Source organism: Roseinatronobacter domitianus, from assembly GCF_023336755.1.
Lineage (GTDB): Bacteria > Pseudomonadota > Alphaproteobacteria > Rhodobacterales > Rhodobacteraceae > Roseinatronobacter > Roseinatronobacter domitianus.
Genome location: NZ_JALZWP010000012.1, coordinates 54,932 through 70,517 on the forward strand (window position 1 = coordinate 54,932; position 15,586 = coordinate 70,517).

Sequence of the window (15,586 nt, forward strand, 5' to 3'; positions counted from 1 at the left end):
ATGATCACAGACCTTTTTCGCAGGGCGGTTCTGACCGCCGTCATCGTAAGCGCCGCGCCTACTTTCGCCAGCGCCGATACGCCGACCTGTAATGTGACATCTCTCGCGATCGAAACCCAGCAGGGTGAGATCCCTATTACCGTCGAAGTCGCCACGACGCCCGAGACACGCGAGATCGGACTGATGAACCGGACCGACCTTGCTCCGGACGCGGGGATGCTGTTCGTCTATCCTCCGGGCAGGGCGATCGCCCTCTGGATGAAGAACACGCTCATCCCGTTAGATATGCTGTTCATCGACGACACTGGGATTATTCGGTTTATCAAACATGACGCACAGCCGCATGAGCTCACCCCGGTTCCGGGTCCGAACGGGATCGCTGCTCGGGCGGCCCTTGAGCTGAACGGTGGTCGTTCAGCGGAGCTGGGGATTGAGGTTGGTGACCGGATCCCCCCAATCTGGGCCGAAGTTAACCTAGGCTGCGAAGGCGAGTGAGGTCCATATCGGCGGATGCTGGAGCCGCCTCAGGCGATCATGCAATCCCGAGGTTTTCCACCCGCAGGAGGTCTGCGACCTGCTTCAGGCTGGTCAGGTCACTGATTGCGGAAGACCCAAGAGAGAGATCATCCATATCCACTTCATGGCTCTCCTCAGTCAGACGGGCTTCCATCTCAGTGAGATAGGTTAACATCACCTCTCGCGGAAACATCTGACGCACGCGCGTGACGAAGGAGGGGAGCTGCGCGGCGAATGCGGGCTGCCCTCTGGTGGCCGAGACGAAATGTAGGAGTTTCTCTCCGACCAGATAGTCAAGTGCGGCGCGTTCCCCGTATCGGGACAGGATTGTGGCTGTGGCCTCGCACTGATCGCGCCAGACCTCTTCGAATTTCACCATGATCGTTGATCTCCTGTTGCCCTTGGTTAACCGTCCAAGCCTTCGTTGACGCGATTAAAAAGAAATTTTCAGGGGTTTCCAAGTAGACACATGTGTTCCCTGTGTGTTCTTTTGATGCCGATGCGGCTGAGGACATGACATGCCCCGCCCGGACCCAAGACAACTCGATCTATTTAGCATACCGATAAGAGCCCCATCTCAAGCGGTTACCCATGTTGCGGAGGCGGCCGTTCCATTCAGATCGATTGATCCGGATGACCTTGATGACGGAAAACTCCTCGAGGCGTTTCGGACCTCGACACTGACCGATACGGTATTTCTGGCTGAAGCGATCGTGCGTCGGCAGCCAACAGGTTGGCAATATGCCGCCATGCATGTCTGGAACCGGTTTTTCGGATTTGAACATGGTGGCACTTTGCCAGAGCAGCGCGCCGTGCTGGGTCTCGTACGAGATCTTCTGGGGCGACCGGTCTTGACGGAAATCCTGCGTCGGGGTGGTATTCCCGAAAGCCTAAACGGGGGCCTCCTGCAGGCCGCCGCCGCTTGCGACCATCCTCTGCCTGCGGATCTGGTCCGATCTGGGCTTCTTTCCAGAGATGAGGCGCTGCGGGAAGCTGCGCTGCGGATGGCCATCTCCTCCGGGGTGGAGCCGCTTGAGCTTCACACCCTTCTCACGGACCGGCAGATCGCAGTGCGGGATCTGGCGGCGATCGTGCTTGCCGAGGTGGGTGATCCGGAATCGCGCGGGTCGCTCTTTCTCAATTTGAAGGCGAGACCCTCAGAAAGAGGCTTGGACGCGCTGGCCCTGTTCATGGACGAGGATGCGATCATTCAACTCGGTCAGCTTGCACGCGCGCATCCGAAGTGGGTTGGGCACATCCGGGGGCTGATCGAAGACTCCGCGCATCCCAAGGCACCGTCGATCATCGCAACACTGCCTATCGCGGTCTAGAGGGGTGTCAAACCTACCCCACCGGTCGCCAGTAGGGAAAGTTTGACACCGTGGATAAGGGTTAATCTTAACAATGGGATACGAGGTTAAGGTGCGTGCGCCGAATGCGCATAAAGCGCAATTTGCGCCGTCTCCTGCCGCGGCTCATCGCAGTCTGCCCTGTGTCGGTCGACCAGGGACGCCTGTTGATCACAATACCGAAGAAGCGCGTTCCAGTCGCGGCCCAAGAAGTACCGCCACCATCCTGCCCTGCCTCCAGATGATTAAAATCCCTGAAAAACCATATCCACCGCCCGTGTGATCTCGTCCTGGTGTCCCGACAGGTCACCCACCGCAGGCCCGAGCGCCGAGGCGCGCACCGCCGCCATGGACTGGACGATCAACACGAATTTCTCGTCATCCAGCGTGATGACCGGGTTGAGGTGTCTGGCGGGCGGGGGGCTTTGACCCACCGGCACAAGCGGGGCGACAACCCGCGTATCGGCCCAGTCCAGAAAATCACTTTGCAGGTTCACCACCCGGCCACCGCCAGGCAGGGCGTGCAGGCTGAACCGCGCCATCAGAACTGCCGGTATTTTTCAAGTGGCAGGCCGTTCTGCTCGATCCAGGCGTTGTAGCCTTCCAGCGCCGCGCGGTTTTCTTCCAGCCATTTCGCGGCCTTCTCTTTGCGTACAGCCTCGCGCAGGCTGGCCTCGAAGGTCGCGGAGAGGTTGATGTTCAACCCGCGGGCTTCATCCAGAAGCACCGGGTCGACGGTTAGGTTGGTTGCGCGCTTGTTCATGCATGCCTCCTGCGGAGTTGTAATGCGCATTCATAACACACATTCGGGCTCTGGCAAAGCTATGGCACCGGCGAACAGCCTGCGCTGCTCATCGCGGTCTACCCTGTGTAGCCCGCATTACCGGGCGGCATCTCGGGTCTGCCAAGCTGGCGCTTCCGGATCTGATCCAAGCATGGAAAGTGTCGCTGGATCCAACACCCCGTCACACCACCGGTCAAGCGCCACCCGAAACAGTGGATCCTCGGGGTCGACCATCGCAAACAAGGTCATCGACGACCGGAACTTCAGGTCGTCAGGCGAGCCGAGGATTTCGTGTAGTGAGCAGTCCCGCAGCGGTATGATCGCTTCCACGCAGTCCTTCAGACGCGGACCTAGGACAGGATGGATGAGATATTCACGCGCCTCTGTCCCGGAGGTGATGCCGTAGCGTTCCGCCATGGCTGACCTGCCGAGCCCGCTAGTTGCGGAAAGATGAACCACATCCAGTGGGTCCGCTTCCGTCCCGCGCGCAGTTCAGCGAGAGCCGTGCTGTAGACCCCGTCTTGTGCAGACAGAAACCGCTCGAGACCGTCCATCCTCATACCTCTCGCTTACCCTGATATTCGTCGCTGTGCGGCGTCATTATGCGCGGGATCTCGTAACCATTCATCGAGCTTCGACCAGCGCCGCCGCCCAGACACGTTCTTCACGGCAATCGCTACGGCTTTCTTCTGACCGACCAGGACCACCAGCTTTTTCCCGCGTGTCACCCCGGTGTAGATCAGGTTCCGCTGGAGCATCGTGTAGTGCTGGGTCATCACCGGGATGACCACGGCGGGGTATTCCGAGCCCTGGCTCTTGTGGATCGTCGCCGCGTAGGCTGGCACCAGCGTGTCGAGTTCCCCGAAAACGAAGGTGAGGGTTCGCCCGTCAAAGTTCACTGCGAGCTCGCCCTCATCCAGATCGACATCCTCGACCGTGCCGATGTCCCCGTTGTAGACGTCCTTGTCGTAGTCGTTCTCGATCTGCATGACCTTGTCGCCGGGGGCGAAGGTCCAACCGAACCGCTCGATCTTCTTCTCACCTGCCGGGTTCAGCGCGGCTTGCAGCTCGATGTTGAGGGACCGGGCCCCGACGCCGCCCCGGTTCATCGGACAGAGGACCTGGATGTCCCGGATCGGGTCGAAACCGAACCGGTGCGGGATGCGCCTGGAGACCAGCTCGACGATCCGGCACTCCGCCTGGTCCGGGTCCGCGGCGGGTACGAAGTAGAAATCAGCCTCACCGTCCGGTGGGGCGAGGTCGGGCATGCGCCCGGCGTTGATCGCGTGCGCCGTCGTGATGATCTTGCTCTCCGCCGCCTGCCGGAACACCTCGGTCAAGCGCACCACCGGCACGACGCCCGAGCTGATGACGTCAGCGAGCACCTGGCCGGGCCCCACCGAGGGGAGCTGGTCGATGTCACCGACGATGAGGAGGGCGGCGTGATCCGGGACCGCCTTGAGCAGGGACTGCATCAGCATCACGTCCACCATCGAACTCTCGTCCACGACGAGCAGATCACAGTCCAGCGGGTTCTCGAGGTCCCGTTTGAACCTGAACGCCTTGGGATCGAACTCGAGAAGCCGGTGGATCGTCTTGGCCTCCCGCTCGGTCGCTTCCGTCATCCGCTTGGCGGCCCGGCCGGTCGGGGCGCAGAGGAGCAGGTTCACCCGCTTCGCCGCCAGGATACGCAGGATCGAGTTGACGATGGTCGTCTTGCCGACGCCCGGCCCGCCCGTGATCACCGTGACCTTTGAGCGGAGCGCGAGCCGGACCGCCTCAGCCTGGCTCTCCGCGAGGCTGAGGCCCGTCTTCTGCTCGATCCAGGGCAGCGCCTTCTCGGCGTCGATCTCGGGCCAGGGGAGGGGGCCGGATCGGATCCTCTGGATCTGCTCCGCGATCCCGCGCTCGGCGAGGTACAGCCCGGTCAGGAAGACGCACTCCGCATCGCCCACCCGGTCCGGAGTGACCGTCTCCTCCGCGATCTCCTCGGCCAGGGCCCCCTCGATGAGCGGGGGTGGGACCTCCAGGAGCTTTTCGGCCAGGCTGATCAGGGCCTTTCGCGGCAGGCCGCAGTGCCCGTCCCCCATCGCCTCGGTCAGTGCAAAGGAGATCCCGGCCCGGACCCGGATCATCGCGGTCTTCTCGATCCCAAGCTTCTCGGCGATCAGGTCGGCGGTCCGGAACCCGATCCCCCGAATATCCTTGGCGAGCCGGTAGGGGTTCTCGCTCATCACCTGGACCGCGTCGGTCCCATAGGTCTTGAAGATCCGCACGGCCCGGGCCGTGCCAACCCCGTGCTGGTGCAGGAACACCATGATCTCCCGGATCACCTTCTGATCGGCCCACCCGGAGGTGATCTTGTCGGCCCGCTTGGGGCCGATCCCGTCCACCTCGCGCAGACGGTCTGGGTCCGCCTCGATCACGTCGAAGACGTCCTTGCCGAACATCTTCACCAGTCTCTTGGCGTAGACTGGCCCGATCCCTTTGATCATGCCCGAGCCGAGGTATTTCTCGATCCCGTCAAGGCTGGAGGGGGCGGAGGTCTTCAGGAAGTGGGCCTTGAACTGGAGCCCGTGGGTCCGGTCGTTGACCCAGGTCCCCGATGCGGTGACCCACTCCCCGGCGGAGATCATCGCCGCGTGTCCGACGGTGGTCACCAGGTCCCGGTGCCCCCGCGCCTTGACCCGCAGGACGCAGAACCCGCTCTCCTCGCTGTGGAAGGTGACCCGCTCCACAAGCCCGGCGAGGACCTCGGTCGTGCTGTCAGGCCCTGCGCCGGTCATCGCTCACACCACGCGCCGGATCGTCTTATCGCTGACATTAAACAGCGCGGCGATCTCCGGGATGGGTCGGCGCTCCTCGTCGCGCATGCGCTTCACCTCAGCCTTTTGGGCGGGCGATAGTGCAGGGGGCCTCCCCCCGACCCGGCCCCGTTTCCGGGCCGCCTCCAGACCCTCCTTCGTCCTCTCGACGATCCGTTCCCGTTCGAACTGCGCGATTGATGCGAAAACGTGAAACACCAACCGCCCGGCCGGGGTGGTGGTGTCGATATCTTCCCCGAGGGACCGGAACCCTGCGCCGCGCGCCTGGATCAGGTCGACGATTTCGAGCAAGTCCTTCAGGCTCCGGGCGAGACGGTCGTATTTCGTGACAACGACCACGTCACCTGATCGGAGCTCAGAGAGGAGCCGGTCCAGCTCGGGCCGGGCCCGGGCGGTCCCGGTGATCGTGTCTGCGAAAACCCGTTCCGCCCCGGCGGCCGCGAGGGCATCGCGTTGGCCGTCGAGGTTCTGGTCCCGGGTCGAGACCCGGGCATACCCTAAAATCATGGACAAAATCCTCCCAAAACCTGATTGGTTTTGTCAGGGGGTTTAGTCCAGGTCAACCCGTTGAAATCAGGTAGGGCAGGGGAGGGCGGTCAAAAACGACCGTTTTTGGCAAATCCACTGGCTGCATAGTGATCAACACTTATCGTGTATCAGCAACAACTGTTTCATTGAAAACGGCAGGTCTGCCTGATCGTAAGACGCCAGTCAGGGCAAAAAGTGCTTGCCTAACGGACGGATTTCAGAGATCTATACGCAATATGAAGCTCGACGTCGGAAATGTTCGTCTATAGATGGGACAAATACGTATAAGGAAATAGCGATTTGAAAAATTTTTTATTCCTATTGATGGCCCCATTCGCTGTAATTTCAACTCCTTCTCAGGCTTTTTTTATTCCAAGCACATCAAGCACATATGGTGGCGAAGTGTGCCAATTTGAAATTCAGCGCGACAATTTAACCCTAAGTTCAGGATTCGTGCCTAGGCAAGATCGTATACGTGCATTAATCGAAATAGAGCAGTCTGACGGGGTGAGCCGTTTTATATATTTTAAATTAGATTCGGAAATCGTAGGAGAATCTATAATTCTAGGAGATTTTATAATAGATGGGATAGGCGTCCAGGAAGATCATTTTCGGAGCGCCACTTTTATTGATCCTGAAATGGCTTTTATTCCGAACGCGGGCCAGGAGTTTACCGTTTTAATGGAATCGCCAAGCGATCCTGGCCTAGGTCGTGTGCGTTTTGACGGCTCAGCCCGCAACGGCGACCACGCACATGGCCAATCAGATGGCGTGGTGCTATTTCAAGCCTATAACTATTCCGACGTTGATGGAGAGCTGAATCCGTATCGTTGGTTTCATGAGCATCTTTTAGACGGCGGACAGGTCTCTATTGCCGTAGGGCTTTGGCCAATTGAAGCGGGAAATCTGACAATATTCAGACGTTTTGAAGTCTCAGGAAACGGATTTTCAGAAATACTTAGCGTAGCAAGGGATGAGATATGGCAAATAAAAAACGACCCTACAAACTCTGAAAATTGTTCTCCGCTCGAGGGATAACAGGAAAATCGTATATAACGTGGTGTCCTCAATGGCACGCCTTTCAGCTTGTTTTTTATTTTTGGTGTTTTGGACAAGCGTAACAGACGCGCAAAGCACTAGTTTTCCAGATGCGCTTTGGTCTTCGGACCTGATTGCGCGTGCTGAAATGCCTTTAAGTTCCATTATGCAAGGGCAGCACATTCTTCTACCGGACCCGCCGCTCCAAGGAAGTGAAGAGGAGAGTTACGAACTCAGCCGCCTTCTGATGATGCAAGACACACTACGAAGTCAGAGTAGGATAGCTCAAATCATTGAAGAGCATACGGCCCCCGATATACTTGATTTTTTAGTATCTCGCGGTGTGATTCCATTTGAAATCGATGCTCCAGTTCTTTGGGAAGTTCTAAGGCATGGCTTGTATGATATCGAAATTATCACTATCAGGGAAAAGCTTCGCTTCAACAGACCGCGCCCATCCCAAATTCAAGAAAATATTGAAACAGCAGTGCCAAATCCACCGCACGCAGCTTATCCGTCTGGTCATGCGAGCCAGGCAGAATTCGTCTCACAAGTCCTTCGGCGCTTAGTCCCAGTTTGCGAGTACACATATCGGCGTTTTGCGTCAGAGATCGCGTTTAACAGAGAAATTGCGGGCGTTCACTATCCCTCCGATAGTGTGGCGGGCTTCTTGTTAGCTTCTCGCTATACAGAGATTCTCGAACAAAGCGAATTTTGGGCTTTGTATCGTGACGATGCTCGCCGAGAGCTCTGGTTGTATGTTAGGTCAAATACTTGCGCAGTGAACAATGGAGCAGAAGATTAAGGAAGGTCTGAAAAACCTCGCGCTCTGATTTGGTTGCGGTTGACTGAGCGGGACATTGAAAGATGCCCACCGATGCCTAAGGAACGTCTGAACAACGCCTTCGGCTGCGCCGCCGTCACCGTTTGAGGTCAGTTTGGGGCCAGGCAGGCTCCGTTTCCAGCGATTTTCGCGCCATTTGGGGGTCTGTTACGGCTGAGTGCAGGATCGTACGTTAGCTGCGGATCACTGCATGCAGGCGGTCCCCTTTGCGCGATCTTGAATAAGAAACAGGTTAAGGTGCATGTTTTAAGCGCTCAAGGCCATCTTTGGCAGGTTGTCTCAAACCAGCGCTTGAGACACAGATTGGCAATTGGCTTTGACGATAGTCATTTAAAATCAATCTGTTGCGGACTTCCAGAAGAGTTTATCGTACTATTTTGCACTCAGCCGTAAACGACCCCCAGTATGGGCGCATAAGCTGCGCGGGATTTTGTCTAAGCACTGTTCAAGATGTGTCGCTCGATTAACCCACTCGCGATCGCGCTCTGAGGCTTGGTCTCCGGCCCCTCCGAAGAGCTCATCCGCCGCCGATCAGATGAACTGAAGCCCCTCGCTCAACCAGAACGGGGTGGATTCCGGTAGGGGGCAGGATCGTATCACAAGGCATTTTGGCGGTGCCGTCTGACGATGTCGGTGACGGTATTTTTCGAGATACCGAGATCCCGGGCAATCCATCGGTATGACCGTCCGTCTTCGATGGCCTGGAGAACCTTCGGGGCCAGCTTGTCAGACTTGGGTCGTTGTCCCGGCTGCCGCCCAAGCTTTTTGCCACGTGCTCGCGCGGCGGCAAGGCCGGATTTCACGCGCTCGCTGAGAAGGTCGCGCTCGAACTGGGCGATCCCTGCCAGCATGGTGGCCATCATCCGACCATGGGGTGTGTCGAGCTCGAAGGTCATGCCGTTCATAGCCACGACCGAGACTTTCCAGCCTGCGAGCCGATTGAGGGTATCGAGCAGATCCTGTGTGGACCGCCCCCACCGGGAAAGCTCACTGACCAGAATGGCGTCTATCTGTCGGGCCTGCGCGAGATCGAGGATCTGGTTGCGTGCAGCGCGATTGGCTGAGGCCCCAGAGGCCGTTTCCTTGAATACGCCGACCACGTCAAAGCTCCCGCGTTCTGCGAATGCGGTCAGTTCCGCGACCTGCCGCTCACAAGACTGGTCGGACGTCGAAACTCTGGCGTAGATGGCCGCGCGTTGTCCCAGTTGAACCCCCTCGGATTTTGGCCTTGCAAGCCTTTGATTTTGCTGGTGCGGATTTTGTCCTGAACAGACTAATGACTAACAAGGACAATCCCACATGCCAAGACGCTCTATTCTGACCGCGCGCCAACGCGCAGCGTTGATCGACCTCCCGCAAGACGAAGCCAGCATCCTCCACCACTACACGCTGTCAGATCATGACATCGAAGTCATTCGAACCCGTCGTCATGCACGCAATCGACTTGGCTTCGCCCTGCAGCTTTGTGCGTTCCGGTATCCTGGCCGACTGTTGGTGTCGGGGGAGGTCATTCCCGAGGCCATCAGCCGCTTCATCGCCGCACAGCTTGGCGAAGAGATGGATGAGCTTTCCAGGTACGCTGAGACCGACGTAACGCGGCGAAGGCATCTGGTCGACTTGCGCCAAGTCTACGGCTTCAAGATGTTCTCCGGCCATCGTGCGCGGGAACTTAACACCTGGCTGGCTGGCGAGGCGGAGAACGCGGCGTCCAACCACGATCTGGCCCGCCGATTTGTCGAAGAGTGCCGCCGGACCAGGACCATCCTGCCGGGCATGTCCGTGATCGAGCGGCTATGCGCAGATGCGCTTGTCGCGGCGGAACGTCGGATCGATAGCGCCATCGTGGCACGGCTGGATGATGCCATGAAAGCCCACCTCGATGGCCTGCTCTCGGAGATGGTCGAGGGCAAGGTCAGCCGGTTCGTCTGGTTGCGTCAGTTCGAGGTGGGGCAGAACTCAGCCGACGTCACCCGCCTACTTGACCGGCTGGAATTCCTGCAGGAGATGACCCTGTCGCCTGACATCCTCTCTGGCATTCCACCCCATCGGGTGACCCGCCTGCAGCGTCAGGGTGAACGCTATTTTGCCGATGGCCAGCGTGACATTAGCAGTGATCGCCGCCTGGCCATTATCGCGGTCTGCGCCGTTGCATGGCGCGCGGTGCTTGCCGACGCGGTGGTCGAGACCCATGACCAGATCGTCGGCAAGACATGGCAGGGTGCAAAGAAGCTATGCGATGCAAGGATCGCTGACGCCAAAACCGCGGTGCAAGACACCCTGCGTGCCTTCAAATCCCTCGGCGCCGCTTTGTTGGTCGCCAGAAGCGATGGCGAGCCGTTGGATCAGGCAACAGAGCTGGCCTGTGGGTGGGAGCGGCTCGAAGGGTTGGTTGCAACCGCCGCTGAGTTGACGGACACGATGGCTGCTGACCCCTTGGCGCATGTTGGCCAAGGCTATCATCGGTTCCGGCGCTATGCCCCGCGCATGCTGCGCGTGCTGGATATCAAGGCGGCGGGTGTCGCGGCGCCTTTGCTGCACGCCAGTACGCTGATCGCAGAGGACGAGAAACCCGAGATACGGCCGGTGGGATTCCTGCGGCGCGGCTCGAAATGGCATCGCCATCTGAATGCGCAGGATGAAGACGGTCACCGGCTCTGGGAAGTCGCCGTGTTCTTCCATCTGCGGGATGCGTTCCGCTCTGGCGATATCTGGCTCTCCCAATCCAGGCGTTACGGTGATCTGAAGCAGGCCTTGGTCCCCGCTGAGGCGGTGAAGGACATACCAAGACTGGCAGTGCCGCTCGATCCGGAAGCCTGGCTTGCCGATCGCAAGGCGCGCATGACCGACGGACTGAAGCGGCTGGCCAAGGCGGCGCGTGCCGGAGCCATCCCCGGTGGGTCGATCGAGAACGGCATCCTGAAGGTCGACCGCCTGAGCGCAGCCGTGCCCGAAGAGGCGGACGAACTCGTGCTCGATCTCTACGACCGGCTACCCGCCATACGGATCACCGAACTGTTGCAGGAGGTCGATGCGGATATAGGCTTCACCGAAATCTTCACAAACTCGCAAACCGGCGCGCCCTGCAAAGACCAGATCGGAATGCTGACGGTGCTGCTGGCCGAAGGCCTGAACCTCGGGCTCAGCAAGATGGCCGAAGCGACCAACACCCATGATTACTTCCAGCTCTCCCGCCTGTCGCGATGGCATGTGGAAAGCGACGCCATCAACCAGGCCCTTGCCATGGTGATTGACGCGCAGTCCCGGCTGCCCATGGCCAAGTTTTGGGGTGGCGGCGTGACCGCGTCCAGCGACGGACAGTTCTTCCCCGCCGCCCGGCAGGGCGAAGCCATGAACCTCATCAACGCGAAATACGGCTCCGAGCCGGGCCTCAAGGCCTATACCCATGTCTCCGACCAGTTCGGCCCCTTCGCAACCCAGAACATTCCGGCCACCGTGAGCGAGGCACCCTACATCCTGGATGGGCTGCTGATGAACGAGGCGGGGCGGAAGATCACAGAGCAGTATGCCGACACCGGGGGCTTCACCGATCACGTCTTTGCCGTGACCTCGCTGATCGGGTTCCGGTTCATCCCGCGTATCCGTGACCTACCATCCAGACGGCTCCACCTGTTCGACCCGGCGTCAGCGCCGGACGAATTGCGCGGTCTGATCGGGGGCAAGATCCGCGAGGGCCTTATCGTCCAGAATTGGCCCGGCGTCCTGCGTTCCGCGGCCACCATAGTGACGGGCGCTATGCCGCCCAGTCAGTTGCTCAAGAAGTTCGCGGCCTATCCGCGACAACACGAGCTGGCCGTGGCGCTCCGCGAAATCGGTCGCGTCGAGCGCACCCTCTTCATCATCGAGTGGATACTCGACGCCGACATGCAGCGCCGGGCCCAGATTGGCCTGAACAAGGGCGAGGCCCATCACGCCCTGAAAAACGCCCTGCGTATCGGGCGACAGGGTGAAATCCGCGATCGCACCGCCGAGGGGCAGCACTACCGCATGGCCGGCCTCAACCTGCTCGCCGCCATCACCATCTACTGGAACACCAAGTACCTCGGTCAGGCCGTGGCCGCGCGGCAGCGGGCCGGGTTGAATTGCGGCCCCGATCTACTGGCACATATCTCCCCGCTCGGATGGGCGCACATCCTGCTCACTGGCGAGTACCGCTGGCGGCGGCAAACCGGGGGTAGGTTGTGAAGTAATCATGCCTATATCTTGCCGCCTTCACAGCCACCAAACGGGCGCACAGCGCTCATCGCCACCACGAAGGCGACCACAGAGCTCAAATTGAAGGGAAATAGGGGGCGTCAGGGCCTTGTGATACGATCCTGCCCCCTACCGGAATCTACCCCTACAGGGCCGATTAGACGACCCTAATTGCACTCACGGCATGTGGTCTCGCACCACATCCGGCGCAGCGCCGCTCCGAAATCCTTCGCATAGTGATCCGCGTCCCAGCTGGGCTGGGCGAGGAGCCGGGCGCGCAGGCTCCATTTCAAATCGCGCAGCGCCGCCCGATCCTGCGCGACCGCCACGGCCTTGGCGACATAGTCCGCGTCATCCCGGGCCACCCAGTCTGGCAGCCCGGCTGCGGTCATGAAGCTTGCTCCCATGCGCGAGACGAACTGGCCGCCTTCAAGGGTCAGGACCGGCACACCCATCCAGAGTGCTTGCAGGCTGGTGGTGCCGCCGCAATAGGGGACGGGGTCGAGGGCGATGTCGATCTCGGAATAGGACTGCATCATGACGTCGAGGCCGACCGGGCCGCGGAATCCCAGACGATCTGCGTCGATCCCGTGATCGGCGAAGAGGCGGCGGAAGCGGGTGACTGCACCTGCATCCTTGAAGCTGGGCGCGCGGAGGAGAAGGCGCGCGCCGGGGACCGCGTGCAGCACGTTTGCCCACAGCCGGATCGTGCGCGGGGTCAGCTTGGGGATGTTGTTGAACGAGCCAAAGGTCAGCGGCCGCCCCTGGCTCGCGTTAAAATCCGGCAACGGATACTCCGCCTCGGGCGCAAAGCAGAACACGGTGTTGGGCAGCCGCATCACGCGCTCCGAGCAAAGGGGATCGGCCTCGGGCGGGGTGACGACCGGATCACCGATCAGCCAGTCGATATTGGGCACCCCGGTCGAGCCCGGATAGCCGAGGAAACTCGCCTGCACCGGCGCCATGCGGCGGGCGAAGGCGCGCAGGCCACCCCCGGCGGTATGCCCGGCAAGGTCGATGAGGATATCAATCCGGTCGGCTTCAACCTGGGCAGGCAGCTGGACGGTGTTGACGTCACGCCAAGTGCCCGCACGGCGGCGGGCGAGACGGGTCTGGTCATCCACCGTAGTGCCCATGTTGTAGATGGTCAGCGGCAGGCGCGCGTGGTCCCACCGCGCCAGCAGGGGCTGCATGAAGATATTGACGGGATGCTGGTGGTGCAGATCACCGGTGACCATGCCGATCCGCAGCGGGCGGTCAGGGTTTGGGTCGGCCCCGAAACTGTCTCGCGTCCGGGCATCTTGCCCCCAGGACACGAACAGCGCACGGTGGCGCTCTGCCACCACTTCCGGGGTGACGCTGTCGGCATAGAGCAGGCTCATGGCGGCGTTGGAGGCAAAGCTCTCCTGGCCCCCGGCCACCAGCCCTTCGTAAAGGGCAAGGGCGGTCTCCGCATCCCCCAGCCGGTTGGCGATCGAGGCGCGCAGGGCCGCACTTGCCACCGCGGGCACCGCGCCAGAGGCTTCGGCCCGGTCGAGTGAGGTGAGGGCGTCCTCCAGCAGCCAGGCCTTGACCTGCATATCGGCCAGATCAAGATGGGCCTGCGCGTCTTCGGGGCGCAGCACGGTCCAGCGCGTCAGGATGGCCACGGCTTCGGCCCAGAAATTGAACCGGTAGGCGAGCTGGGCCAGGGCCCGCAGGAGGCTTGGGTCTTCGGACGCGGAGAGCCGCTCCATCAGCGCCTGCGCCTCGTCCATCATGCCCAGGCGTAGATAGGCTTCTGCGATATCAAGGTCGATCAGCGGCGCGAGGGTGGCAGATCCCGCCAGCAGCCGCGCCTGGCGCAGTGCCTCAAGCGCGCGCGGCAGATCGGTGCGCTCCATCCGAAACCGGGCCATATCGCGGCACAGACCGGCCATCGCCGTGACCGGCTCAGGGCCAGCCCCGGCGCGGTCGAGCGCCTTCTGAAACGCAACGGCGGCCCGCTCTGCGGTATCTGGCCCGGGCTGCTCCTCCATCAGCCGGGCGAGTGCCAGAGCAGGCCGCGCATCCATCGGACGCGCCGCCATCGCGGCAGTGTAGCTGGCGGCGGCATCATCGGCCTCGCCAAGCCCCCGCAGCACGTTGCCATGTTCCAGAAGGGCGTCGAAACTTTTGGGATCTATACGCAGTGCCGCCTCATAGGCCCCCCGTGCTGCAGTCTCCTCCCCCAGCCGACGCAAGGCGCGGGCCCTGAGCACATGTGCACTCGCCAACTCCGGGGCGCGCGCCACTGCCCGGGCGGCCGCCTCCACGGCTTCGGCGAACCGGCCCTCGCGGAGGGCCGCGTTCGCGGCATTGAAGGCGGCGGCGGCGGCCGGTGAAATGGAGATAGGCCATGGCGACATCTCAGTTCATCGGGCCAGTAGGGTCTGGCAGGGCCTCCGGCTTCACGGCAAAGCGGATCTCATCGTTGCGGAAGCCGAGCGCCATCGGGCGGATCACACCCGGCAGGAGGTTGACGTCATAGATCTCCTCGATGATGCCGCCGATCTCCAGCCGGTGTTCAATGTCGCCGGTGCGCAGGTTGACGACGCAGATCGCGCATTGCGCGCTGACGCCTTCGGCATCCAGCCGTTCGTTCAGCGCAAGCCCCTCGAAGGTGCGGTTCTCGCGCGGGCGCGATAGCCCGATCACGGCGTAATCGCCGACAAACGCCAGCCCGCGTGTAAAGCCGGGCAGGAAGCAGACTGGCTCGAACTTACCGGTGGCCAGATCGATCCGGCCAAACTCGCCGGTGCCCGCCTGCAGCATCCACAGTGTGCCTTGGTAGAAGCGCGGCGAATGCGGCATCGAGAGGCCTTGGGCGATGACTTCGCCGGTTGGTACCTCTAGCACAACGCCGCCATCGCGGCGCTTCTCACGCCAGCCCTCAAAAACATTGGTGCGTGACAGGCAGGTGACAAAGGCGGGTTGGCCGCCCTTCATCGCCAGTCCATTCAAATGGCAGCGGTCCTCGGCGGCCAGCCGGTCGATGAAGGGGGGGCGCCAGACTTCGCGGAAGCTGCCCCGCTCGGCGAGCGTCGCGAGGCAGTTGAAGCGGGTTGCCACGAAGACCGGCTTGCCCCCGGCATCCTCGTGGATGTCATGGATGTCGAGATCCCCGGTGGTGTGGCCGGTCACTGGCACATAGAGCGTGTCATAGCCGTCGCGGGTCTCGCCTTCGTCCAGAAAATTCTCGAAGCGCCAGAGCTGGTGGATCGAACTCATCCAGAAGCGTCCCTGTCCGACGCCAAGCCCCATTGGCCGCTCAAAGGTCCGCTCAAAGACCGACAGGCGCCCATCGGGTTGCAACCCGAGCAGGAAGACCTTGCCCGCCTGATAGGTGGTCATCGCAAGACTGACCTTTGTCTGCGCCAGCCAGGTGGTGAACAGGCGGGAGCCGTGGAATTCCAGCGCAGGTTTTGTTTGTTCGGTCATCGGTGGCCTTTCTCATCAAGGTCATGTGCGG

13 protein-coding genes and 1 pseudogene are annotated in these 15,586 nt (G+C 61.0%); 5 read left to right on the forward strand and 9 right to left on the reverse strand.

What is annotated here, in order from left to right; genetic code table 11:
• A complete protein-coding gene (locus M3N55_RS12340; protein WP_249059508.1) occupies positions 1 to 495 on the forward strand; it encodes a DUF192 domain-containing protein in 495 nt (164 codons plus the stop codon).
• Positions 496 to 532: 37 nt separating this feature from the next.
• Here the strand turns inward: M3N55_RS12340 and M3N55_RS12345 are convergent, their stop codons facing one another.
• Complete coding sequence (locus tag M3N55_RS12345) at positions 533 to 895, reverse strand: hypothetical protein (protein ID WP_249059515.1); 363 nt, start codon at positions 893 to 895, stop codon at positions 533 to 535.
• Between the two features lie 139 nt (positions 896 to 1,034).
• Between M3N55_RS12345 and M3N55_RS12350 the strand changes: the two genes are divergently transcribed.
• The gene (locus M3N55_RS12350) at positions 1,035 to 1,847 is read left to right on the forward strand and encodes a hypothetical protein (RefSeq protein ID WP_249059517.1); all 813 of its coding nucleotides are present in this window, start codon (positions 1,035 to 1,037) and stop codon (positions 1,845 to 1,847) included.
• Between the two features lie 263 nt (positions 1,848 to 2,110).
• Here M3N55_RS12350 and M3N55_RS12355 read toward each other — a convergent pair whose 3' ends face one another.
• The 5 genes and pseudogenes from M3N55_RS12355 to M3N55_RS12375 all read right to left on the reverse strand — a co-directional run bounded on the left by M3N55_RS12355 (position 2,111) and on the right by M3N55_RS12375 (position 5,981).
• A complete protein-coding gene (locus M3N55_RS12355; protein ID WP_249059519.1) occupies positions 2,111 to 2,407 on the reverse strand; it encodes a CcdB family protein in 297 nt (98 codons plus the stop codon).
• The gene (locus M3N55_RS12360) at positions 2,407 to 2,628 is read right to left on the reverse strand and encodes a type II toxin-antitoxin system CcdA family antitoxin (RefSeq protein ID WP_249059520.1); all 222 of its coding nucleotides are present in this window, start codon (positions 2,626 to 2,628) and stop codon (positions 2,407 to 2,409) included. The genes M3N55_RS12355 and M3N55_RS12360 overlap by 1 nt, the downstream gene beginning before the upstream one ends.
• 117 nt (positions 2,629 to 2,745) lie before the next feature.
• Positions 2,746 to 3,209, reverse strand: a pseudogene (locus M3N55_RS12365) (DUF1810 domain-containing protein).
• Between the two features lie 9 nt (positions 3,210 to 3,218).
• A complete protein-coding gene (gene recD2, locus M3N55_RS12370) occupies positions 3,219 to 5,435 on the reverse strand; it encodes an SF1B family DNA helicase RecD2 (protein ID WP_249059531.1) in 2,217 nt (738 codons plus the stop codon).
• Positions 5,436 to 5,438: 3 nt separating this feature from the next.
• Positions 5,439 to 5,981 carry a recombinase family protein gene (locus M3N55_RS12375; protein WP_249059532.1) on the reverse strand — a complete coding sequence of 181 codons (543 nt, stop codon included), beginning with the start codon at positions 5,979 to 5,981 and terminating at the stop codon, positions 5,439 to 5,441.
• A gap of 321 nt (positions 5,982 to 6,302) precedes the next feature.
• On the opposite strand from M3N55_RS12375, the gene M3N55_RS12380 reads away from it, so the two are divergent.
• Positions 6,303 to 7,040: a hypothetical protein gene (locus M3N55_RS12380; protein WP_249059535.1), complete on the forward strand. Its 738-nt coding sequence runs from the start codon at positions 6,303 to 6,305 to the stop codon at positions 7,038 to 7,040.
• Positions 7,041 to 7,071: 31 nt separating this feature from the next.
• Positions 7,072 to 7,845, forward strand: coding sequence for a phosphatase PAP2 family protein (locus M3N55_RS12385; RefSeq protein WP_249059536.1), 774 nt, complete (start codon positions 7,072 to 7,074; stop codon positions 7,843 to 7,845).
• Between the two features lie 635 nt (positions 7,846 to 8,480).
• Here M3N55_RS12385 and M3N55_RS12390 read toward each other — a convergent pair.
• On the reverse strand, positions 8,481 to 9,089 hold the full coding sequence (locus M3N55_RS12390; protein ID WP_249059558.1) for a recombinase family protein: 609 nt from the start codon (positions 9,087 to 9,089) through the stop codon (positions 8,481 to 8,483).
• A 94-nt stretch (positions 9,090 to 9,183) separates the two neighbouring features.
• Here M3N55_RS12390 and M3N55_RS12395 point away from each other — a divergent pair, with 94 nt between their 5' ends.
• A complete protein-coding gene (locus M3N55_RS12395; RefSeq protein ID WP_249059538.1) occupies positions 9,184 to 12,087 on the forward strand; it encodes a Tn3 family transposase in 2,904 nt (967 codons plus the stop codon).
• Between the two features lie 176 nt (positions 12,088 to 12,263).
• Here M3N55_RS12395 and M3N55_RS12400 read toward each other — a convergent pair whose 3' ends face one another.
• Both M3N55_RS12400 and M3N55_RS12405 read right to left on the reverse strand, forming a co-directional pair.
• Positions 12,264 to 14,483 carry a tetratricopeptide repeat protein gene (locus M3N55_RS12400; RefSeq protein WP_249059540.1) on the reverse strand — a complete coding sequence of 740 codons (2,220 nt, stop codon included), beginning with the start codon at positions 14,481 to 14,483 and terminating at the stop codon, positions 12,264 to 12,266.
• A 1-nt stretch (position 14,484) separates the two neighbouring features.
• Positions 14,485 to 15,555 carry a TIGR03032 family protein gene (locus M3N55_RS12405; protein WP_249059542.1) on the reverse strand — a complete coding sequence of 357 codons (1,071 nt, stop codon included), beginning with the start codon at positions 15,553 to 15,555 and terminating at the stop codon, positions 14,485 to 14,487.
• Positions 15,556 to 15,586 lie beyond the last annotated feature (31 nt).

Excerpts from the sequence above, each read along its gene's own strand:
- M3N55_RS12350 (WP_249059517.1), top strand. The coding sequence starts at position 1,035 with ATGCCCCGCCCGGACCCAAGACAACTCGATCTATTTAGCATACCGATA.
- M3N55_RS12375 (WP_249059532.1), bottom strand. The coding sequence starts at position 5,981 with ATGATTTTAGGGTATGCCCGGGTCTCGACCCGGGACCAGAACCTCGAC.
- M3N55_RS12400 (WP_249059540.1), bottom strand. The coding sequence starts at position 14,483 with ATGTCGCCATGGCCTATCTCCATTTCACCGGCCGCCGCCGCCGCCTTC.
- recD2 (WP_249059531.1), bottom strand. The coding sequence starts at position 5,435 with ATGACCGGCGCAGGGCCTGACAGCACGACCGAGGTCCTCGCCGGGCTT.
- M3N55_RS12340 (WP_249059508.1), top strand. The coding sequence starts at position 1 with ATGATCACAGACCTTTTTCGCAGGGCGGTTCTGACCGCCGTCATCGTA.
- M3N55_RS12405 (WP_249059542.1), bottom strand. The coding sequence starts at position 15,555 with ATGACCGAACAAACAAAACCTGCGCTGGAATTCCACGGCTCCCGCCTG.
- M3N55_RS12385 (WP_249059536.1), top strand. The coding sequence starts at position 7,072 with ATGGCACGCCTTTCAGCTTGTTTTTTATTTTTGGTGTTTTGGACAAGC.
- M3N55_RS12345 (WP_249059515.1), bottom strand. The coding sequence starts at position 895 with ATGGTGAAATTCGAAGAGGTCTGGCGCGATCAGTGCGAGGCCACAGCC.
- M3N55_RS12355 (WP_249059519.1), bottom strand. The coding sequence starts at position 2,407 with ATGGCGCGGTTCAGCCTGCACGCCCTGCCTGGCGGTGGCCGGGTGGTG.
- M3N55_RS12395 (WP_249059538.1), top strand. The coding sequence starts at position 9,184 with ATGCCAAGACGCTCTATTCTGACCGCGCGCCAACGCGCAGCGTTGATC.
- M3N55_RS12360 (WP_249059520.1), bottom strand. The coding sequence starts at position 2,628 with ATGAACAAGCGCGCAACCAACCTAACCGTCGACCCGGTGCTTCTGGAT.